Source organism: Stenotrophomonas maltophilia (assembly GCF_006974125.1).
Lineage (GTDB): Bacteria > Pseudomonadota > Gammaproteobacteria > Xanthomonadales > Xanthomonadaceae > Stenotrophomonas > Stenotrophomonas maltophilia_O.
The window spans coordinates 2,869,918-2,889,455 of sequence record NZ_CP037858.1; the positions used below are offsets into that span (position 1 = coordinate 2,869,918).

Consider the following 19,538-nt stretch of genomic DNA (forward strand, 5'->3'; position numbering starts at 1 on the left):
CCGCTCTCTCCCCCCCGGTCTACCGCGTGCACCTTCCGGGTGTGCCGGTAACCGGGGGTTCCCCTGCCTGACCGAACGATCCCGATGACCCGCCATACCGCCCTTTGCCTTGCTGTCTGGATGGCGCTGCCGCTGTCCGCCCACGCTGCTGCCACTGCTGCCCCCGATGCGCGCGAATTCGATCGGGTGCAGGTCACCGCCACCCGCACCGAGCGGGCCGTGAGCGACGTGGCGGCCACCGTGGACGTCATCGACCGTGAGCAGATGGACCGGCACCTGGTGCAGGACATCAAGGATCTGGTGCGCTACGAGCCGGGCCTGTCGGTCACCCGCAGCGCGACCCGCTTCGGCCTGGATGGTTTCCGCATCCGTGGCCTGGACGGCAACCGCGTGCGCATCCAGACCGACGGCATCGTCATGCCGACCCGGTTCGACATCGGTTCGTTCGCCAGTTCCAACCGCAACTTCACAGACCTCGATACGCTCAAGCGAGTCGAGATCGTGCGTGGACCGGCCAGCTCGCTGTACGGCTCCGACGCACTCGGTGGCGTGGTCGCGTTCGTGACCAAGGACCCGGCCGACTATCTCAAGGACGGCAAGAACAGCTACTTCGGCCTGAAGTTCGGCTACGACGGTGAGTGGAAGGGCCTGCTCGGCGGTGCCACGGCCGCCTTTGGTGGCGACCACTGGAGCGGCCTGGTCAACGTCAACCACCACCAGGGCCAGGAAACGGACAACAAGGGCACGGTTCGCAGCGACAACGACACCCGCACCGCGTCCAATCCGCAGGATCGCGACGGCCGCAGCCTGCTCAGCAAGCTGGTCTATGCACCCAGCGAGGACCAGCGCTTCCGCTTGACCGTGGAAGGCAACGAAGACACCACCGATACCAATGTGCTGTCGGCAATCGCCAGCGTTGCACCGCGCCCCGGCGCGATGGCAGCGGCCACTGGCATGAAGTCCCACGACACCCAGAAGCGCAACCGTGTGTCCTTCGCCCACGAGATGGATGCGCTGGACCAGTCGTTCGCCGACAGCCTGCATTGGCAGGTGTACGCGCAGAACAGCGAAACCCGGCAACAGACCGACGAGACCCGCACCGACGGCACCAGCCGCCACCGCGTGTTCTCCTTCGACCAGCATGCCTATGGCCTGCAGGCGCAGTTCAACAAGGCGTTCACCACCGGCAGCGTCGAGCACGCATTGACCTACGGTTTCGAAGGCACCCGTACCGAGATCCGCCAGAAGCGCGACGGCTACCAGGTCAGCAAGGCCGGCGTGGTCAGCAACACGGTGGTGCCGGACACCTTCCCGGTGCGTGACTTCCCGATCAGCAAGACCACCGAGCTGGGCCTGTACGCACAGGATGAGATGCGCTTTGCCGATGGCAGGCTGTCGCTGGTGCCGGGCGTGCGCGTGGACCGCTATGAGCTGAAGCCGGAAGTGGACGGTATCTTCGCCGAAGACAACCCGACCACGGCCGTGGCGCAGCTGAAGAAGACCAGCGTGTCGCCGAAGCTGGGCATGGTCTGGCGCTTCACCGACGAATGGTCGCTGTTCGCCGGCTATGCACGTGGCTTCCGTTCGCCGCCGTACAACGACGTCAACATCGGCCTGACCAACGTCGCCTTCCGCTATACCGCCATCGCCAATCCGGACCTGAAGCCGGAAACCAGCGACGGCTATGAACTGGGCCTGCGCTTCATCGCGCCGGCGGCGTACGTCAGCGTCAGCGGCTACTACAACGACTACAAGGATTTCATCCAGTCCAACGTCGATACCGGCCGCAACGCACAGGGTTTGACCGTGTTCCAGTCGCAGAACATCGCCGACGCGCGCATCTATGGCGCGGAAATGAAGGCCGGCATCGAGTTCGGCGAACTCAGTCCGGCGCTGAAGGGCTGGGCGCTGCGCAGTGCGTTGGCATGGTCGCGTGGTGACAACCGGACCGATGACGAACCGCTGGCCTCGGTCGATCCGTTGCGTGGCACGCTGGGCCTGATGTACGACACCGACACCTGGGGCGTCGAACTGGCCGGTACCTTCGTGCAGCGCAAGAAGCGCCTGCCGCCGCCTGCTGCGCAGACCAATCCGAACGCACCGGCGCCGTTCGTCTACCAGCCGGCCGGCTACGGCGTGCTGGACCTGATGGCGCACTGGAACTTCGCACCGGGTGCCACCTTCAATGTCGGCGTGTTCAACCTGGTCGACAAGCGCTACATCGAATGGTCGTCGATCACCCCGAGCCTGATCACCAATCGCGCACTGAGCGATCGTTTCAGCAGCCCGGGCCGCACCTTCTCCGCCAGCCTTGCCGTTTCCTGGTGACCTCATGAGCCGAGCATTGTCCGCACGCAGGAATGACTCCATCGCCGCGCCACACAGCGCGGCCTGGCCGACCCCGGCACAGCTGGCCACGCTCGGCACCGTGTTGTGCCTGTACCACGCCGACGGCAACGAGTTGGGCGGCTGGCGCCAGGCCGTACGCGTGCACGCCTGCCAGGGCGTGGACAGTGAAGGCCTGCGCGAGAGCCTGTGCTTCCTCGATGGCCGCGGTCGCTGCGTGTGGCGTTTGTACCTGCTGCCCGACAGCGATTTCCTGGCCTGGGACCGTCTGGTCGCGGCGCTGCCGCCGGGACCGGAACACGACAGCGAGGCGAGCGTTGGCGAACGCCTGTGGCGGCGCCTGGCCGGCCATCTCGGCGGCCAGCGCTGGCGCCTGTGCGCGCTGCGCCTGCACGCCGCCGACGACGGCCGCACCCTGGCTGCCAGCCTGTCGACCCTGTCCTCGCTGGGCGCGGCCACCGCGCGCCGCATCGCACGCCTGGAAGGTGCCGAAGGCGAGCTGGCGATCGACGACTGCTGCTGTGCCGACGCCGCCCGGCGCCCGGCGCCGCGGATCCCCGGCGACCTGCCGCTGATCCGCCTGTGACCCTCTCCTGATGGAACGCCCGTTGGCCACGGATGGCCCCTCAATGAATCTGCAACCCCGAAGGAAGACCCCGATGAAGCTCCAGACAGCCAGCGCCATGCTGCTGCTCGCCGCCAGCGGCGTGGCCAGCGCGCAGCCCTCCGATATCGCCCGCGACCACGACAGCATCCTCGCCATGCAGGGTGAGTACACCGTGGATTTCGCCTTCGACGAGACCGTGCTGCTGAAACCGGGCTACGAGCGCGCGCCGGCGATGCGCAGCGGCGGCAGCGAAGTGGTCATCGTGGTCGAGGACACCCCGAAGCGCATCGTGCTGCAGCACCTGCTGCTGGACGAGAAGAGCGGCCACATCACCAAGCACTGGCGCCAGGACTGGGTGTACGAAGCACCGAACCGTTTCGAGTTCAGTGCCGACCAGACCTGGAACGTACGCAGCATTCCGGCGGCGGTGAGCCAGGGCGCCTGGACCCAGTGCGTGTACGAAGTGAGCGACGCACCGCGCTACTGCGGCACCGGCGCCTGGACCTACACCAACAACGTGCCGAGCTGGACCAGCGATCTGAGCTGGCGCCCGCTGCCGCGCCGTGAGTACACCAAGCGCAGCGACTACAACGCGCTGGCCGTGATCAACCGCCATACGCTGACCCCGAACGGCTGGACCCACGAACAGTTCAACACCAAGGTGCAGCGCAACGCCGATGGCAGCCAGGTGGAGATCGCACGCGAGTTCGGCTTCAACGACTACGTGAAGACCACCGAGGTCGACTTCACCCCGGCGCGCAACTACTGGAAGGCTACTGCCGGTTACTGGGCCAAGGTGCGCCAGCGCTGGGACGGTTTCCTGACCCAGGCCCCGGGCGTGCACCTGAAGACCAAGATCGACGGCATGGCGATGATCATTCCGCTGTTCACCCAGGCCGAAGAGATCCAGTCCGGCAAGAAAGTGAAGGACAAGCAGATCGACGAAGTGTTCGCCAAGTACGTGGAAAAGGCCCAGTAGATCCACGCCATGCGTGGATGCACTGCACTCAGGACGTCGGTCCACCCAGCGTGGTCAGGTCCAGCCCTGCATCCTGGAAAGCCTGCAGGGTGACCTGCAGGCTCGCCTCGTCGTCGCGGGTGCGGACGCCCATGACAGCTTCGTGGCAACGCACTTGATCCGTACTGCAGGCACTCCGGTCCGGCAGTAGCAGCGCGGTCTGCGAGACCAGGATCGCCATGTGCGCCACTTCCTTTCTTGGCTTCGGTTGGCCCTGGTAGAACTGGTTGAACTCCGCGCGCAGGTCGGCCATCACCTCGGCATCGGTGCGCGTGCGTGACACGCTGGCCGGAACCAGATAGGTCGGGTGGCCATCGTGGAAGGCGCGCACCTCATCGGCCAGCACCGTTTCCAGTATGAAGGCCTGTACCGGGTCCGGGACAAGGCCCGGTGCAGTGCGGGCAGATACGGCCGGCATCGCCACCAGCAGTGGCACGCCGGCCAGAAGGACGCGCAGGCAGAAGCCGTAGTTCATTCCTATTCCTTGAACATCAGAAACGCCGCCACCACGATCAACCCGAACGCGGCGTAGTGGTTCCACTTCAGCGGCTGGCCCAGGTAGAACGCGGAAAACACCGCAAACACCAACAGCGTGATCACTTCCTGCATGCCCTTCAGCTGCGGCGCCGAATACACCGCGCTGCCCAGCCGGTTGCCCGGCACCTGCAGGCAGTATTCGAAGAAGGCGATGCCCCAGCTGACCAGGATCACCATCATCAACGGCGCGCTCTTGTACTTCAGGTGGCCGTACCAGGCGAAGGTCATGAAGATGTTGCTGCCGAGCAGCAACAACACCGGGTACAGGTAAGCAGCGAACGACGTGCCGGGCATCCGGGCGATCTCATCGGGTGGGGCGCGCAGCATACAGCCGGCCCCACCCGCAGCGTGTCACGAGCGCGTCAGGCTTCGCGCAGGGCCAGTGCCGGCGGCGTATGCAGGATCGCCCGCGTACCCCACCAGCCCGCCAGCAGGCTCAACCCGATGCCGACCACGCCGCCGATCAGCAGGCCCGGCCACGGTGGCAGCAACGGCAGCTCGAACACCTTCTGCGAGACCGCCACGCCGATGGCGGCCGCCGCGCCCACCGCCAGCATCGCCGCCAGCATGCCCAGCGCGCCGAATTCCACCAGCACCGCGCCGCGCAGCTGGCGCCGGGTTGCGCCCAGCGTGCACAGCACTGCGCTGTCGTAGCGACGCTCGCCCGCCGTGGCCTGCAGCGCGGCCAGCAGCACCAGCACGCCGGCCAGCAGGCTGAACACCATCACCAGCTGCACCGCCTGTGCCACCCGTTCCATCACATCGCGCACCTGCGAGATCACCGCGTCCACGTCCAGCAGCGACAGGTTGGGCTGCGCGCGCACCAGCTCGCCCAGCCCGGCCGCCTTGCCGGCCGGCAGATGGAACGCCGACAGCAGGTTGTGCGGGGTATCGCCCACCGCATTCGGATTCAGCAGCACGAAGAAGTTCGGCCGGAAGGTGTTCCAGTCGGCCTTGCGCACACTGGTGACGGTGAACTCGCGCTCCTGCTCGCCGACTGCAATGGTGATGCGGTCGCCCGGATACACGCCGTAGCGCTTGGCCCAGCCGATTTCAACCGACGCCTCCGCCGCCGTGCTGTCGGGCGTCCAGAAGGTGCCGTTCATCAGCGTGTTGGCCGGCGGGAAGCTGCTGCGCCAGCTGAAGTTCAACGGCCGGTTCTCGTCGTCGTCATCGCGCTGGCCGCCCTGCGTCGGTTGCCCGTCCTGACCGGGCTCGCGGTCCACGCGCAGCGGCGGCTTGCCGTTGATGGCGATCAGGCGCCCGGTGGCCATCGGTTCGATGCTGGCGTCGTTGGCACCCAGCCCGCGCAGCGTTGCCAGCACACTGTCGCGCTGTTCGGGCTGGATGTTGATCAGGAAGTAGTTCGGCGTGTCCGCCGGCAGCCGCTCGCGCCACTGCTGCAGCAGCCCTGGGCCGGTCACTGCCAGCAGCAGCAACGCGCACAGCGACAGCGACAGCCCGACCAGCTGCATCACCGCCAGCAGCCGGCGCCGGGTCAGTGCGGCCAGGCCCAGTCGCCAGTTGCCATGCAGGCGATGCTGCAGGCCGCGCATCAACTGCAGCAGCACGAAGCCGACCACCCCGGCCGCCACCGCCAGCGCGGCCAGGCCGCCCAGCACCCACAGGGCCAGCTTGAGGTCACCGGTGACCTGCACCGCCAGCAACAGGCTTGCCCCCAGCGCGGCCACATAGGCCAGCAGCGAGGCTGGCGGCAGGGCAGCGAAAGAACGGTTGAGTACGCGCATCGGCGGCACCCCGCGCAGACGCAGCAGCGGTGGCAGGCCGAAGCCGAACAGCAGCAACAGGCCGATGCCGGCACCGGTCAGCGCCGGCATCGCTTCCGGCAGCGGCAGGCGCTGCGGCACCAGGCTGCCCAGCACCTGTACCAGCCCTTCCTGCGCAGCCATGCCCAGGCCGATGCCAAGTGCACAGGCCGGTACCGCCAGCATCAGCAGCTGCAGTGCCAGGCCGAGCAGGATGTCGCGCTGGCGCGCACCCAGGCAGCGCAGGATCGCCACCTGGTCGATGCGGCGAAGGGCGAAGCGGTTGGCCGCCAATGCGGTGGCCACGCCTGCCAGCAGCACCGCCAGCAGCGCGCTCAGGCCAAGGAAGCGGCCGGCCAGGTCGAAGGCCTGGCGCACGCCGCGCTGGGTGTCATCCACGTTCAGCAGGCGCAGGCCCTTCACCTGTGGCAGCAGCCACTCGCGCAGGGACGCGACCTGTCCGGCCGGTCCTGCAAACATCAGCCGGTAGTTGATGCGGCTGCCGGGGCCAAGCAGGCCGGTGCCTTCCACATCGGCGCGGTTGACCAGCAGGGTGGGGGAGGGCGTCAGCAGGTCGCCACCGGTATCCGGTTCGGCCTCGATGATGCCGGCGATGCGCAGCGTGCCAGCGCCGAACTCGAGATCATCGCCGGCCTTCAGTCCCAGCCCCTGCAGCAGGCGCGGGTCGGCATAGGCCTGGCCCTTGGGCGGCATGCCGGCGTTGGCGATCAGCGCGCCACCGGGCGTGCTGCGCACCCTCAGCGTGCCACGCAGCGGATAGCCCGCCTGCACCGCCTTGATGCTGGCCATCTGGCTGGCATCACCGTTGAACAGCACGCTGCCGAAGCTGGCGATGCGGGTGAAGGCCAGTCCACGGCGCTGCGCCTCGTCGGCGAACGCCTGCGGCGGGTCATCGCGCCCGGCGATGCCGAGGTCGCCACCGAGCATTTCCGCTGCGCTGCCGGTCAGTGCCAGGTTGACCCGGTTCACCAGCGTGCCGACCGCGGTCATCACCGCCACGCCCAGCACCAGTGCGGCGAACACGGTCAGCAGGTCGCCGGCCAGGGCCTCGCGACGCAGCGCGCGCCATGCATGGCGCAGCAGGTTCATGCCTGGGCCCCATGTTCAACCGGCAGCAGCCGGCCGTCGTCGATGCGATGGATGTACTGGCAGCGCTGGGCCAGGCGCAGGTCGTGGGTGACCAGCACCAGGGTGGTGCCGCTGCCTGCGTTCAACTCGAACAGCAGGTCGCTGATGTGCTGGCCGGTGGCATGGTCCAGCGAGCCGGTCGGTTCGTCGGCGAACAGGATGCGCGGGCGGGTAACGAAGGCACGTGCCAGTGCAACGCGCTGCTGCTCGCCACCGGACAGCTGGCGCGGGTAGTGACGGGCGCGATGGGAGAGGCCGACCTGGGCCAGCACTTCATCGACCCGCGCGCGATCCTCGCGCCCGGCCAGTTCCAGTGGCAACGCGACGTTCTCGGCAGCGGTCAGCGCCGGCAGCAGGTGGAAGCTCTGGAACACGAAGCCGACCTCGTGCGCGCGCAGCTGGGCACGTGCTTCCTCGTCAAGGTGGCCCAGGTCCTGGCCCACCAGCGCGATGTGGCCGCGGCTGGGCAGGTCCAGGCCGGCCAGCAGGCCGAGCAGGGTGGTCTTGCCGGAACCGGAGGCGCCGACGATGGCCACGCTGGTGCCTTCATGGACGGTCAGGGTGATGTTGTCCAGTATGTGGACTTCACCCTCCGGGCCCTGCACGGACTTGCCGACCTGGTCGACGGCGATGGCGACGGGCGCGCTGCGGGGGGACAGGCTGTCGATGAGGAGACTCCAATGCGCAAGACGGGATGGAGCCGGCGAGCCGGCGCGATGATGGTGCTGCTGCTAGGGTTCCTGCTGCTGCCCGGGCTGGCCTGTGCCAAAGGTCCGGCCGGCACCGTGCTGGTGCTCGGCGACAGCCTCAGTGCTGCCCACAATATCCCCGCCGACGCCGGCTGGGTCAGCCTGCTGCAGCAGCGGGTCAGGCAGCAGTCGAAAACCCCGGCGCGCATCGTCAACGCCAGCATGAGCGGCGAGACCACCTCGGGCGCGCTGACCCGCCTGCCGGGCCTGCTGGCGAAGGAAAAACCGACCGTGGTGGTGATTGCCCTGGGCGGCAACGACGCACTGCGCGGGCTGACCCCGGCACAGGTGCAGGGCAACCTGGAAAAAATGGTGCAGGCCAGCCAGAAGGCGGGGGCCAGGGTGCTGTTGCTCGGCATCGACGTACCGCCCAACTATGGCCCGGCCTACCGCCAGCGCCTGGCGGCGGCTTACAAGGCGCTGGCCACGCAGTACAAGGTGCCGCTGCTGCCGTTCCTGTTGGAGGGTGTGGCCCTGCAGCCGGGCATGATGCAGGCCGACGGCCTGCACCCCACCGCGCAGGCGCAGCCGAAGGTGCTGGACAACGTCTGGCCGCTGCTCAGGCCGCTGCTCTGAACCGTTTGATTCCCTCTTGACGGAACTTCACATCACGTCCACCGTCGATGCGGCATGTTTCACAAAGCTGAAGTTAGAGGGAATCACATGCGTCAGACGAAGGAGACCTCCGGCTTGGTGCTGGTGGTCGAAGACAACCGCAACATCTCCGAGATGATCGGGGAATACCTGGAAGGTCGCGGCTTCGAAGTCGACTATGCACAGGACGGCCTGGATGGCTACCGCCTTGCGGCGGAAAACAGCTATGACGTCGTGGTGCTCGACCTGATGTTGCCGCGCCTGGATGGCATCGAAGTGTGCCGTCGCCTGCGCAACGATGCGCGCAAGTCCACCCCGGTGCTGATGCTCACGGCACGCGACACGCTGGACGACAAGCTCACCGGCCTGGGTTTCGGTGCCGATGACTACCTGACCAAGCCGTTCGCGATCCAGGAGCTGGAAGCCCGCCTGCGCGCGCTGATCCGTCGCGAGCGTCGCCAGGTTGGTTCGGAAGTGCTGAAGGTGGCCGACCTGGTGCTCGATCCGGTCAGCATGCGCGCGACCCGTGCCGGCACCGAGCTGCAGCTTTCGCCGATCGGCCTGCGGCTGCTGACCATCCTGATGCGCGAATCGCCGCGCGTGGTCACCCGCCAGGAGATCGAGCGCGAGATTTGGGGCAACGGCCTGCCGGATTCGGACACGCTGCGCAGCCACCTGTACAACCTGCGCAAGATCATCGACAAGCCGTTCGACCGTCCGCTGCTGCACACCGTGCAGAGTGCCGGCTACCGCATTGCCGACATCGCCCAGCCGATGGCCTGAGCAGGATACTCGCCGGTGCAGTGGCAGGCCCGGCCGGGTTGTGGCCACGTACGAGGGCGGGGCATGACCGGCCGGCGTTGTCGCCGGTCATCGCCCATGCACCCGCACGGCGTGGCGCGCTGCCTATAATCGCAGCGCTCTGACCGGGACCCCGCAATGCCGCACGGCCTGCCGCGCAAGATCCGTATCGCCTTCATCCTGCAGGCAGTGCTGGCCAGCCTGGGCATCCTGCTGGGTGCGTGGCTGGTCTCGCTGGTGATCAAGCACAGCCTGGTCGGTGCCGCCCTGCGCGAGGAGGCGGCGTACTACTGGACGCTGCACGAAGCGTCGCCGGTGCAGCCACCGCCCAATACCCAGAACATCCGCGGCTACCTGCTGGAAAGCGGGCAGTCGGCACTGTCGTTGCCGGCCAACCTGCGCAATCTGGAGCCCGGCTTCCACGAACTGCCCAAGGATGACCAGCTGGTGCTCGTCGACGTGCGCCCGGCCGGTCGCCTGTACCTGGTGTTCCTGCGCTCGCGCGCGGAGATGCTGGCGTTCTGGTTCGGCATCGTGCCGGTGCTGCTGACCCTGCTGGCGGTGTATGGCGCCAGCTGGGTGACCTACCGCGCGTCCAAGCGCCTGGTGTCGCCGGTGAACTGGCTGGCACGGCGCGTGTCGCGCTGGGACCCGGGGCATCCGGAAGCGGCCGACCTGGAGCCCAACAAGCTGCCCGCCGACATGCAGGGCGAGACCCGGCAGCTGGCGGCCGCGCTGCATTCGCTGGCCAACCGGGTCAGCGCGCACGTGGCGCGTGAGCGCAACTTCACCCGCGATGCCAGCCATGAACTGCGTACGCCGCTGACCGTCATCCGCGTTGCCAGCGACATGGCACTGGGTGATGAAACCCTGCAGCCGCGCCTGCGCCGCAGCCTGCAGCGCATCCAGCGGGCTGGCCGCGACATGGAGGCGGTGATCGATGCGTTCCTGATCCTCGCCCGCGAGGCCGACGTCGAACCACAGATCGAGCTGTTCGACGTCAACGACATCGTCCGCTATGAAGTGGACAACGCCAACGAACTGCTGGGGTCTCGCCCGGTGTCGGTGCACCTGCACAGCGATGGCCCGGTGCAGTTGCATGCGCCGCCGCGGGTGCTGCAGGTGGTGGTCAGCAACCTGGTGCGCAACGCCTGCAGCTACACCGACGAGGGGCGCATCGACGTGCATGTGCACAACGACCGGGTGGTGGTGCGCGATACCGGTATCGGCATGTCGGCCGACGCGCTGTCGCGGGCCTTCGAGCCGTTCTACCGCGCCGAGCCGAGCCGCCCGCAGGGCACCGGCCTGGGCCTGTCGATCGTACGCCGGCTGTGCGACCGCTTCGGCTGGAAGGTCAGCCTGGCCAGCGAGCCGGGCAAGGGCACCGAGGCCACGGTGATCTTCCGGTAGAGGGATTTTGCCGGGCTGCGCCCGGCACCCGCCGAGGCAACATCAAAAGCGGGCATTCCGTGGAATGGCGGGGCGGTGTGGGTTTGCAGGACACGCCGTAAACCCGTCCATGGGGGCTCGATGGCGCCATCCATGGCGCCAACGGTCCTGCAAACCCACACCGCCCCGCCTTCGACAGTTTCCCGCGATCCGCAGTAGATCCACGCCATGCGTGGATGGGGTTGCTCAGTTGCAGTTGACCTTCGGCGCCAGCGCCCTGGTCCAGATCGCGTAGCCGGCCGGGGTCATGTGCAGCATGTCCTCGCGGAACAGCTTCGCATCCGGCTGGCCATCCGCGCCCAGCATCGGCGTGTAGATGTCGGTGAAACCGGTGTTGGGCAGCTTGGCCAGGGCGGCCTTGATCAGCGAGTTGGCCTCGTTGATCGCCGGCAGCAGGTGCGCGCGCGACGGGCTCGGCTTGATCGACAGGTACTCGACCCTGGTCGTCGGCAGGTCGCGGTGCACGCGCTGCACGAAGGCGACCACGTCATCGCGCACCTGGGTCGCGCTGCGGCCGCTGTTGAGGTCGTTGTCACCGGCGTAGAAGAACACCTTGCACGGCGCATACGGCACCACGATCTGGCCGGCATACCAGGTGCTGTCACGCACTTCCGAACCGCCGAAACCACGGTTGAATACCGGCTGGCCGGGGAAGTCGGTGGCCAGGCTCTCCCAGAAGCGGATGGAGGAGCTGCCGATGAACTCGATGCCGCCCCGTGGCGGCGGGTTGGCCTGGTCGGCGCTGGCGAAGTGGGCCATGTCGCCGGCCCAGGCCACGTTGGAGACCTGCTCGGGCACGCGCGGCGGCTTGGCCGGGCTCAGCGCCTGGGCCAGGGGGGCGGCGGTCAGCAGGCCCAGCATCAGCAGGCAGGTACGGCGATGGGACATCAGGCGCTCCAGCGGGGAAGGGGAAAGCCATCATAGAAGCTGGGGCGGCCCGGGGCTTGCCCCTGGCAGTCCATTCACCGGGCCGGTGCCGGGATGCGGCCGGCGGCCTTGTGGCAAAATGGCAGCCATCTGCCTATCCCTGTGCACCCATGATTCCCTGCCGTGCGTCTGAGCGGTCGCTGCGCCGCGCCCCTGTTGCTGGATGTTCCCCCCGTGGCTGATCAGTTCGGCCATCTGCCCCGCGGCCCGCGCCGCATCTTCCAGGCCGCCCGCTGGTCCTGGCAGGGCCTGCGCGCCGCCTGGCTGCACGAATCGTCGTTCCGGCTGGAGGTCTACCTGCTGATCCTGCTGGCCCCGATCGCGATCTGGCTGGGGCAGACCCCGGTCGAGCGCGCGCTGCTGATCGGCTCGATGCTGCTGGTGCTGGCGATGGAACTGGCCAACTCGGCCATCGAAGCGGTGATCGAACGTTACGGCAGCGAGATCCACGAGCTGGCCGGCCGCGCCAAGGACATGGGCTCGGCGGCGGTCTTCGTGCTGATGATGAACGTGCTTCTGTGCTGGGCGCTGGTCGTGGTCCCGCATGCAATGGCCGGCATTTACGGCTGATCCCCATTCCCCCTTGTTGAAGACTTCCCATGTCCCTTGAGTTTCTTGCCGATCCGAATGTCTGGTTGACCCTGTTCACGCTGAGTGCGCTGGAAATCGTGCTCGGCATCGACAACCTGGTGTTCATCTCCATCGCCGTCAGCAAGCTGCCAGAGCACCGCCGCCCGTTCGCGCGTCGGCTCGGCATCGCAGTGGCCTGTATCACCCGTATCGGCCTGCTGGTATCGCTGGCGTACCTGGCGCACATGCAGGCGAACCTGTTCACCGTAGCCGGCATGGGCATTTCCATCCGCGACCTGGTGCTGATCGTTGGTGGCCTGTTCCTGATCATCAAGGGTTGGATGGAGATCAAGGAAATGATCACCGGTGGCGAGGATGAAGATCCGAGCACGACCAAGACCTCGGCCGTGTTCGGCTACGTGATCGCGCAGATCGCGGTCATCGACATCGTGTTCTCGCTGGACTCGGTGATCACCGCGGTCGGCATCGCTGACCACGTGCCGGTGATGGTCGCCGCGATCCTGCTGTCGGTGGCGGTGATGCTGCTGGCCGCCAACCCGCTGGGCCGCTTCATCGACGCCAACCCGACCGTGAAGATGCTGGCGCTGGCCTTCATCCTGCTGATCGGTGCGGTGCTGATCCTGGATGGCCTGGACGTGCACATTCCCAAGCCTTACATCTACGCCGCCATGGGCTTCTCGGTGCTGGTGGAGTGGCTGAACCTGCTGATGCGCCGCCGCGCACGCGAACACCACGTGCCGGGTGCCGGCGACTGGTAAGCGCGCCGCTGGCGTGTGAGTCCCTCAGAACCCCCGGCCTGGCCGGGGGTTCTGCGTTGTGGGGGCCCGGCTCTGCTACGGCGCTGCGGTTTTTGCACCTGTAGCGGGGTTCTGGTCTCCACTTGTGAACCAGGATCAACAGTGTTTTCCCGGGGCGAGGCTTAATCCGCTACAGCAAAGCGCGCAGGCTACGCACTCCCGATTCCCGCCCCCAGGAAACCCTCCCATGAATTCCAGAGCCGCCTTGCTGGCGCTTGCCGTCGGCGCCTTTGCCATCGGAACCACCGAGTTTGCGCCGATGGGACTGTTGCCGGTCATCGCCGACGGCGTGGGCGTGGGCATTCCCACCGCCGGCATGCTGATCACCGCCTACGCCGTGGGCGTGATGCTGGGTGCCCCGGTGATGACCCTGCTGATGGGACGGTTCGGCAAGCGCACCGCGCTGATGCTGCTGATGTCGATCTTCGTGGTCGGCAACCTGCTCTCGGCACTGGCCCCAAACTACGGCCTGCTGTTGCTGTCGCGCCTGGTCACCAGCCTCAATCACGGTGCCTTCTTCGGCATCGGTGCGGTGGTCGCCGCCAGCCTGGTACCAAAGGAAAAGCAGGCCGCCGCCGTGGCGACCATGTTCATGGGCCTGACCATCGCCAACATCGGTGGCGTGCCGCTGGCCACCTGGGTCGGCCAGCAGCTGGGCTGGCGCTTGTCTTTCGCTGGCACGGCAGTGCTGGGCGTGGTGGCGATCACCGCGCTGGGCCTGGCCCTGCCGGCATCGGCACCGGGCCCGCGTCCGGACGTGCGCCGCGAGATGAAGGCCATCCTGCAGCCGCAGGTACTGCTGGCGATGGGCACCACGGTGCTCGGCGCGGGTGCGATGTTCACCCTCTACACCTACGTGGCGCCGGTGCTGACCGAACTGACCGGTGCCTCCAACGCCTTCATCGCGATGTCGCTGGCGCTGATTGGTATCGGCTTCACGTTCGGCAATGGCATCGGTGGGCGCATGGCCGACTGGTCGCTGGACGGTGCCACGCGCATCCTGCTGGCAGTCCTGGCCCTGCTGATGTTCATGTTGCCGCTGGCCTTCATGAGCCACGCCACCGCGGCGCTCGGTGTGCTGCTGTTCGGCGCGGCGACGTTCGCCATCGTGCCGCCGCTGCAGATCCGGGTGATGGAAGCGGCCAGCGAAGCGCCGGGGCTGGCGTCGTCGATCAACGTGGGTGCGTTCAACCTGGGCAATGCCGTAGGCGCGGCGCTGGGTGGTGCGGTGATCAGCTCGGGGCTGGGCTACGCCGCGATTCCGGTGGTCGGTGGCCTGCTGGCGGCGGCGGGGTTGCTGCTGGCATGGTTGGGGCGTCCTCGCACTGCGGTGGCCGAGGCTTGCTGAGTGATGTGGGGTTCCGGCAGGGCTTGCAGCCCTGCACCCGCTGCAATCAACGTCAACGGCAAAAGCCTGCATTCCGTGAGTTGGCGGGGTGGGTCCGGTTGAGGGGGGCGCTGCAAGTACGTCCATGTAAGCTCGGTCGCCGCATCCATGCGGCTCACGCCCCCTCAACCGGACCCACCCCGCCTTCGACAGTTTCCCGCGATCGGTCGGAACGGCGTTCTGCTTTGGTAGGTGTCGACCTTGGTCGACACGAATGCCTGAAGAATCGATTTTTGCTTTTGATTTTTCTTTTGATCTTCCCGCGGTGCGCAGGAAATTGTCTGTGGCCGGGCGGGTGGGCGTGGCGGGGGTATCCGCGCCATGGATGGCGCGGCTAAGCCTCCAGGGACGGATTCACGGCGTCCCCCGCCATGCCCACCCGCCCGGACTACTCAGGCGATCCATGAGCATGGCCACCGCGGAGGGGGCGGCGCCCGATGGCCGGTCTTTCACCCGAACCATGGCATGCTCGGTGCCCAGTCCACCCGGAACCTCCGCCATGCGCCTGTTCACCCGTGTCCTTCCCCTGATGCTGCTGGCCTCCCTGCTCTCCGGCTGCGGCTACAACGCCATCCAGCAGAAGGATGAAGCGGTCAAGGCCAGCTGGTCGGAGGTCATCAACCAGTACAAGCGCCGCGCCGACCTGGTGCCCAACCTGGTGCAGACCGTGAAGGGCTTCGCCAGCCAGGAAGAGCGCGTGCTGACCGAAGTCACCAACGCCCGTTCGCGTGTCGGCCAGATCAACGTCAATGCCGATGACGAAGCCTCGCTCAAGCAGTTCCAGCAGGCCCAGGGCGAACTTGGCAGCGCGCTGTCGCGGCTGCTGGTGGTCACCGAGAACTACCCGGAGCTGAAGTCCAACCAGAACTTCCGCGACCTGCAGGCGCAGCTGGAAGGTACCGAGAACCGGGTCACCGTCGCCCGCGGCCGCTACATCCAGCAGGTGCAGGACTACAACACCTACATCCGCTCGTTCCCGCAGGTGATCACCGCCAAGCTCTTCGGTTACAAGACCAAGCCGAACTTCACCGTGGACAACGAAGCACAGATTTCCAACGCGCCGGCGGTCGATTTCGGCAACGCGCCGCAGCAGCCGGCACCGCAGCCGGGCCACTGACCGATGCGCCTGGCCACTGCGCTGCTGGCCCTGCTGCTGTGGCTGCCGCTGGCCGCGCAGGCACAGCAGCTGGCGCCGATTCCGGCGCTGGATTCGCCGGTGGTGGATACCACCGGCACGCTGGACGCCGCGCAGAAGCAGGCGCTGGTGCAGCAGGCGATCGAGCTGCAGCAACGCAAGGGTAGCCAGCTGCAGGTGCTGGTGGTGCCCACGACCCAGCCGGAAGACATCGCGCAGTACACCACGCGCGTCTTCGACCAGTGGCAGATTGGCCGCAAGGGTGTGGATGATGGCGTGCTGCTGGTGGTGGCCAAGGAAGACAGGCGCGTGCGCATTGAACCGGGCTACGGCCTGGAGGGAGCGATTCCCGATGCCATCGCCAACCGGGTCATCCAGGAGTACCTGGTGCCGCGTTTCCGTGCCGGCGACTACGCCGGCGGCATCACCGATGCCACAGCCGTACTGGTGAAGATCGTCGATGGTGAAGCACTGCCTGCGCCGGTCAGCAGCCAGCGCGGCCGTGAGCCCGAGGGTGGCGGCGATACCTGGTTCCTGGCGCTGTTCATCGGCGTGTTCGCCGGCAGCATCCTGCGCGGCGTGTTCTCGCGGGTGCCGCGACCGCTGCGTGGCCTGCTCGGCGGTGCTGGTGCAGCACTGGCGGCGTTCCTGTTCACGTCCACGCTGCTGGCCAGTGGCCTGGCAGGCGTCGTGGGCCTGATCGTTGCCATGCTCTCCGGTCACCCGGGCCGCTTTGCCGGAGGCGGCGGCTGGGGCGGTGGCAGCTGGGGCGGCGGAGGCGGCTTCGGTGGCGGTGGTGGATTCGGCGGCGGCGGTTGGGGCGGTGGTGGTGGCCGCTCCGGCGGTGGCGGTGCTTCGGGGGGATGGTGATGATCCAACGGCTGTGTCGTCATGTATTTTCGCCGTCGGTACGGCGCGCGTTCCCGCCGGCCACGCTGCAGGCGATCACCGAGGCCATCGCGGCCGGTGAGCAGCGCCACGGTGGGCAGGTGATGTTCGCGGTGGAAGCGGACCTGCCGCTGGCGGCGCTGTGGCACAAGGTCACACCGCGCCAGGCTGCCGAACATGCCTTTGCCCGCCTGCGCGCCTGGGATACCACCCACAACAATGGTGTACTGATCTACCTCCTGTTGGCTGACCACGCCATCGAGATCGTTGCCGACCGTGGCCTGCAGGGCCGGGTCAGCCCGGCGCAGTGGCAGCGGGTCTGCACCCACCTGCGCGAGGGCCTGCGCGGGTCCAATCCGGTGGAAGCGCTGCAGGATGCCATCGACGAGGTCTCGAGCCTGATCGAAGGGCACTTTCCGGCCTCGACCCGGTCGAACGATGACGCGTTGCCGAACTCGCCCCAGCTCCTTGGTTGAGCCGGGGCGGCACTGGCCCGAGAATAGGCGTTCAACCGCAAGGCACCTTCCATGATCTATTTCCACGACATCGACCCCATCGCCCTCTCGCTGGGGCCGATCAAGGTGCATTGGTACGGCATCATGTACCTGCTGGGCTTCACCGCGGCCTGGCTGCTGGGCCGCAAGCGCATCGCCGCCGGTCGCCTGCCGGGCGTGGACGCCAATGGTTTCTCCGACCTGCTGTTCTACGCAATGCTCGGCGTGGTGCTGGGCGGGCGCATCGGCTACATGCTGTTCTACGCGCTGGGCGATTTCCTGCACAACCCGCTGCTGCTCTTCAAGGTGTGGGACGGCGGCATGAGTTTCCACGGCGGCCTGCTGGGCGTGATTGCCGCCTGCTGGTGGTGGTCGCGCAAGCACAAGCTGCATTTCTTCGACACCATGGATTTCATGGCGCCGCTGGTGCCGCTGGGCCTGGGCTTCGGACGCATCGGCAACTTCATCGGCGCCGAGCTGTGGGGCAAGTACACCGACGGCAGCTGGGGCGTGGTGTTCCCGTCCGGCCTGCCGGCACCGCTGAACCAGCTCGACCACGCCACCTTGCAGGCGCAGTTCGCCACCGGCGCGCTGAACCAGTTCGCGCGCCATCCGTCGCAGCTGTATGAAGCCTTCCTGGAAGGCCTGGTGATGTTCGTGGTGCTGTGGACGGTGTCGGCCAAGCCGCGCCATCGCTATCTGGTGGGTGGCCTGTTCGCGCTGCTGTACGGCCTGTTCCGTTTCGCGGTGGAGTTCGTGCGCATGCCCGACAATGGCGTCTACGTGGCCTTCGACTGGCTGACCCGTGGCCAGATCCTCAGCCTGCCGTTGATCGTCTTCGGCCTGGTGCTGCTGGTGATGTCGCGCCGCGCGCCGGTACTGCAGCCGCAGCTGCCGGTGGCTGCCGAGGGCAAGGCATGAAGGCTTACCTGGACCTGCTCTCGCACGTGCTGGAACACGGCGCCGAGAAAAGCGACCGCACCGGTACCGGCACCCGCAGCGTGTTCGGCTGGCAGATGCGTTTCAACCTGGCCGACGGCTTCCCGCTGGTCACCACCAAGAAACTGCACCTGCGTTCGATCATCCACGAACTGCTGTGGTTCCTGAAGGGCGACACCAACATCGGCTACCTGAAGGACAACCAGGTACGCATCTGGGACGAGTGGGCCGACCAGAACGGCGATCTCGGCCCGGTGTACGGCAAGCAGTGGCGCAGCTGGGCCACCGCCGATGGTCGCGAGATCGACCAGATGCAGTGGCTGGTGGACGAGATCAAGCGCAACCCCGATTCGCGCCGGCTGGTAGTCAGCGCCTGGAACGTGGGCGAGCTCTCGCAGATGGCGCTGATGCCGTGCCACAACCTGTTCCAGTTCTACGTGGTGGACGGCAAGCTCAGCTGCCAGCTGTACCAGCGCAGCGGCGACATCTTCCTCGGCGTGCCGTTCAACATTGCCAGCTATGCGCTGCTGACCCATATGGTGGCGCAGGCCACCGGCCTGGGTGTGGGCGATTTCGTCCACACGCTGGGCGACGCGCACCTGTATTCGAATCACTTCGAGCAGGCGCGCGAGCAGCTGTCGCGTGAACCGCGCGCGCTGCCGAAGCTGTGGTTGAACCCGGAGGTGACCGACCTGTTCGGCTTCCAGTTCGACGATATCCGCATTGATGGGTATGACCCGCACCCGGCGATCAAGGCGCCGGTGGCGGTATGAGTGCGATGAAGCTGTCGATGATCGTGGCGCTGGACCGCAACCGTGGCATCGGCCAGGGCAATGCCATGCCCTGGCACCTGCCGGACGACTTCAAGCACTTCAAGGCGCTCACCCTGGGCAAGCCGATCCTGATGGGGCGCAAGACCGCCGAGTCGATCGGCCGCGTGCTGCCGGGGCGGACCAACCTGGTGCTGACCCGCAGCGGCCAGGTGCCATTCGAGGGCATGCGCGCGGTGGCGTCGCTGGACGAAGCGAAGTCGATTGCCGAAGGCGAGGGCGCCAGCGAGCTGTGCATCATCGGTGGTGGCGAGATCTTCCGTCAGCTGCTCGACCAGGCCAGTGATCTGTACCTGACCTGGGTGGATGCCGAAGTCCCGGCCGATACTCATTTCCCCGAGGTTGACCCGGGGGGCTGGCAGGAAACCAGCAGCGAGCCGCATCCGGCCGATGCGCACCACGCCTACGCGTTCCGCTTCGTGCACTACGTGCGCCGCTGAGGGCGGTTTCCTGCAGAGCCGAGCCATGCTCGGCTGCTGTTGGTGGACACATGGCGTAGCCGAGCATGGCTCGGCTCTACAGAACCGGCCGTTG

The 19,538-nt window shown here is 67.2% G+C and carries 20 protein-coding genes; 15 read left to right on the forward strand and 5 right to left on the reverse strand.

Annotated elements, in window-relative coordinates; genetic code table 11:
- Window positions 1-84: 84 nt before the first annotated feature.
- From EZ304_RS12940 to EZ304_RS12950, 3 genes are all read left to right on the forward strand, one after another.
- Complete coding sequence (locus EZ304_RS12940; RefSeq protein WP_428999701.1) at window positions 85-2,328, forward strand: TonB-dependent hemoglobin/transferrin/lactoferrin family receptor; 2,244 nt, start codon at window positions 85-87, stop codon at window positions 2,326-2,328.
- A gap of 4 nt (window positions 2,329-2,332) precedes the next feature.
- On the forward strand, window positions 2,333-2,932 hold the full coding sequence (locus EZ304_RS12945; protein WP_099553672.1) for a Hemin transport protein: 600 nt from the start codon (window positions 2,333-2,335) through the stop codon (window positions 2,930-2,932).
- 73 nt (window positions 2,933-3,005) lie between these two features.
- Window positions 3,006-3,932 (forward strand): DUF6607 family protein, encoded by a 927-nt coding sequence (locus EZ304_RS12950; RefSeq protein WP_142807271.1) that lies wholly within the window; start codon window positions 3,006-3,008, stop codon window positions 3,930-3,932.
- A gap of 28 nt (window positions 3,933-3,960) precedes the next feature.
- Here EZ304_RS12950 and EZ304_RS12955 read toward each other — a convergent pair whose 3' ends face one another.
- The 4 genes from EZ304_RS12955 to EZ304_RS12970 all read right to left on the reverse strand — a co-directional run bounded on the left by EZ304_RS12955 (window position 3,961) and on the right by EZ304_RS12970 (window position 8,028).
- Window positions 3,961-4,446, reverse strand: a complete 486-nt coding sequence (locus EZ304_RS12955) for a hypothetical protein (protein ID WP_142807272.1) — start codon at window positions 4,444-4,446, stop codon at window positions 3,961-3,963.
- Between the two features lie 2 nt (window positions 4,447-4,448).
- Window positions 4,449-4,802 carry a DMT family protein gene (locus EZ304_RS12960; RefSeq protein ID WP_049444405.1) on the reverse strand — a complete coding sequence of 118 codons (354 nt, stop codon included), beginning with the start codon at window positions 4,800-4,802 and terminating at the stop codon, window positions 4,449-4,451.
- A 68-nt stretch (window positions 4,803-4,870) separates the two neighbouring features.
- Window positions 4,871-7,384 carry an ABC transporter permease gene (locus EZ304_RS12965; RefSeq protein ID WP_142807273.1) on the reverse strand — a complete coding sequence of 838 codons (2,514 nt, stop codon included), beginning with the start codon at window positions 7,382-7,384 and terminating at the stop codon, window positions 4,871-4,873.
- Complete coding sequence (locus EZ304_RS12970) at window positions 7,381-8,028, reverse strand: ABC transporter ATP-binding protein (protein WP_142807274.1); 648 nt, start codon at window positions 8,026-8,028, stop codon at window positions 7,381-7,383. Before EZ304_RS12970 ends, EZ304_RS12965 begins: the two co-directional genes overlap by 4 nt.
- 75 nt (window positions 8,029-8,103) lie before the next feature.
- Between EZ304_RS12970 and EZ304_RS12975 the strand changes: the two genes are divergently transcribed.
- From EZ304_RS12975 to EZ304_RS12985, 3 genes are all read left to right on the forward strand, one after another.
- Window positions 8,104-8,748 carry an arylesterase gene (locus tag EZ304_RS12975; RefSeq protein WP_142807275.1) on the forward strand — a complete coding sequence of 215 codons (645 nt, stop codon included), beginning with the start codon at window positions 8,104-8,106 and terminating at the stop codon, window positions 8,746-8,748.
- An 87-nt stretch (window positions 8,749-8,835) separates the two neighbouring features.
- Window positions 8,836-9,549 (forward strand): response regulator transcription factor, encoded by a 714-nt coding sequence (locus tag EZ304_RS12980; protein ID WP_002811889.1) that lies wholly within the window; start codon window positions 8,836-8,838, stop codon window positions 9,547-9,549.
- A 156-nt stretch (window positions 9,550-9,705) separates the two neighbouring features.
- Entirely contained in the window at window positions 9,706-10,977 is a 1,272-nt protein-coding gene (locus EZ304_RS12985) for a sensor histidine kinase (protein WP_142807276.1), read from the forward strand.
- 225 nt (window positions 10,978-11,202) lie between these two features.
- On the opposite strand, the gene EZ304_RS12990 is transcribed toward EZ304_RS12985, so the two are convergent.
- The gene (locus tag EZ304_RS12990; RefSeq protein ID WP_142807277.1) at window positions 11,203-11,904 is read right to left on the reverse strand and encodes an SGNH/GDSL hydrolase family protein; all 702 of its coding nucleotides are present in this window, start codon (window positions 11,902-11,904) and stop codon (window positions 11,203-11,205) included.
- Between the two features lie 213 nt (window positions 11,905-12,117).
- Here EZ304_RS12990 and EZ304_RS12995 point away from each other — a divergent pair, with 213 nt between their 5' ends.
- The 9 genes from EZ304_RS12995 (at window position 12,118) to EZ304_RS13035 (ending at window position 19,444) form a co-directional block, all read left to right on the forward strand.
- Window positions 12,118-12,513 (forward strand): diacylglycerol kinase, encoded by a 396-nt coding sequence (locus EZ304_RS12995; protein WP_099553686.1) that lies wholly within the window; start codon window positions 12,118-12,120, stop codon window positions 12,511-12,513.
- Window positions 12,514-12,542: 29 nt separating this feature from the next.
- Window positions 12,543-13,292, forward strand: coding sequence for a TerC family protein (locus EZ304_RS13000; protein WP_072167878.1), 750 nt, complete (start codon window positions 12,543-12,545; stop codon window positions 13,290-13,292).
- Window positions 13,293-13,518: 226 nt separating this feature from the next.
- Window positions 13,519-14,679: an MFS transporter gene (locus EZ304_RS13005; protein ID WP_142807278.1), complete on the forward strand. Its 1,161-nt coding sequence runs from the start codon at window positions 13,519-13,521 to the stop codon at window positions 14,677-14,679.
- Window positions 14,680-15,217: 538 nt separating this feature from the next.
- A complete protein-coding gene (locus EZ304_RS13010) occupies window positions 15,218-15,835 on the forward strand; it encodes a LemA family protein (RefSeq protein WP_142807279.1) in 618 nt (205 codons plus the stop codon).
- A gap of 3 nt (window positions 15,836-15,838) precedes the next feature.
- Window positions 15,839-16,723: a TPM domain-containing protein gene (locus tag EZ304_RS13015; protein WP_142807280.1), complete on the forward strand. Its 885-nt coding sequence runs from the start codon at window positions 15,839-15,841 to the stop codon at window positions 16,721-16,723.
- On the forward strand, window positions 16,723-17,217 hold the full coding sequence (locus EZ304_RS13020) for a TPM domain-containing protein (RefSeq protein ID WP_142807281.1): 495 nt from the start codon (window positions 16,723-16,725) through the stop codon (window positions 17,215-17,217). Before EZ304_RS13015 ends, EZ304_RS13020 begins: the two co-directional genes overlap by 1 nt.
- Before the next feature lie 51 nt (window positions 17,218-17,268).
- Window positions 17,269-18,156 carry a prolipoprotein diacylglyceryl transferase gene (lgt, locus tag EZ304_RS13025; RefSeq protein WP_142807282.1) on the forward strand — a complete coding sequence of 296 codons (888 nt, stop codon included), beginning with the start codon at window positions 17,269-17,271 and terminating at the stop codon, window positions 18,154-18,156.
- Window positions 18,153-18,947, forward strand: coding sequence for a thymidylate synthase (locus EZ304_RS13030; protein WP_142807283.1), 795 nt, complete (start codon window positions 18,153-18,155; stop codon window positions 18,945-18,947). The genes lgt and EZ304_RS13030 overlap by 4 nt, the downstream gene beginning before the upstream one ends.
- Before the next feature lie 5 nt (window positions 18,948-18,952).
- The gene (locus EZ304_RS13035; protein ID WP_142808104.1) at window positions 18,953-19,444 is read left to right on the forward strand and encodes a dihydrofolate reductase; all 492 of its coding nucleotides are present in this window, start codon (window positions 18,953-18,955) and stop codon (window positions 19,442-19,444) included.
- Window positions 19,445-19,538: the final 94 nt, after the last annotated feature.

Bases quoted from the DNA above. Each gene is read 5' to 3' on its own strand.
- EZ304_RS12940 (WP_428999701.1), top strand. From the start codon at position 85: ATGACCCGCCATACCGCCCTTTGCCTTGCTGTCTGGATGGCGCTGCCG.
- EZ304_RS12945 (WP_099553672.1), top strand. From the start codon at position 2,333: ATGAGCCGAGCATTGTCCGCACGCAGGAATGACTCCATCGCCGCGCCA.
- EZ304_RS12950 (WP_142807271.1), top strand. From the start codon at position 3,006: ATGAAGCTCCAGACAGCCAGCGCCATGCTGCTGCTCGCCGCCAGCGGC.
- EZ304_RS12955 (WP_142807272.1), bottom strand. From the start codon at position 4,446: ATGAACTACGGCTTCTGCCTGCGCGTCCTTCTGGCCGGCGTGCCACTG.
- EZ304_RS12960 (WP_049444405.1), bottom strand. From the start codon at position 4,802: ATGCCCGGCACGTCGTTCGCTGCTTACCTGTACCCGGTGTTGTTGCTG.
- EZ304_RS12965 (WP_142807273.1), bottom strand. From the start codon at position 7,384: ATGAACCTGCTGCGCCATGCATGGCGCGCGCTGCGTCGCGAGGCCCTG.
- EZ304_RS12975 (WP_142807275.1), top strand. From the start codon at position 8,104: ATGCGCAAGACGGGATGGAGCCGGCGAGCCGGCGCGATGATGGTGCTG.
- EZ304_RS12980 (WP_002811889.1), top strand. From the start codon at position 8,836: ATGCGTCAGACGAAGGAGACCTCCGGCTTGGTGCTGGTGGTCGAAGAC.
- EZ304_RS12985 (WP_142807276.1), top strand. From the start codon at position 9,706: ATGCCGCACGGCCTGCCGCGCAAGATCCGTATCGCCTTCATCCTGCAG.
- EZ304_RS12990 (WP_142807277.1), bottom strand. From the start codon at position 11,904: ATGTCCCATCGCCGTACCTGCCTGCTGATGCTGGGCCTGCTGACCGCC.
- EZ304_RS13000 (WP_072167878.1), top strand. From the start codon at position 12,543: ATGTCCCTTGAGTTTCTTGCCGATCCGAATGTCTGGTTGACCCTGTTC.
- EZ304_RS13005 (WP_142807278.1), top strand. From the start codon at position 13,519: ATGAATTCCAGAGCCGCCTTGCTGGCGCTTGCCGTCGGCGCCTTTGCC.
- EZ304_RS13010 (WP_142807279.1), top strand. From the start codon at position 15,218: ATGCGCCTGTTCACCCGTGTCCTTCCCCTGATGCTGCTGGCCTCCCTG.
- EZ304_RS13015 (WP_142807280.1), top strand. From the start codon at position 15,839: ATGCGCCTGGCCACTGCGCTGCTGGCCCTGCTGCTGTGGCTGCCGCTG.
- EZ304_RS13020 (WP_142807281.1), top strand. From the start codon at position 16,723: ATGATCCAACGGCTGTGTCGTCATGTATTTTCGCCGTCGGTACGGCGC.
- lgt (WP_142807282.1), top strand. From the start codon at position 17,269: ATGATCTATTTCCACGACATCGACCCCATCGCCCTCTCGCTGGGGCCG.
- EZ304_RS13030 (WP_142807283.1), top strand. From the start codon at position 18,153: ATGAAGGCTTACCTGGACCTGCTCTCGCACGTGCTGGAACACGGCGCC.
- EZ304_RS13035 (WP_142808104.1), top strand. From the start codon at position 18,953: ATGAAGCTGTCGATGATCGTGGCGCTGGACCGCAACCGTGGCATCGGC.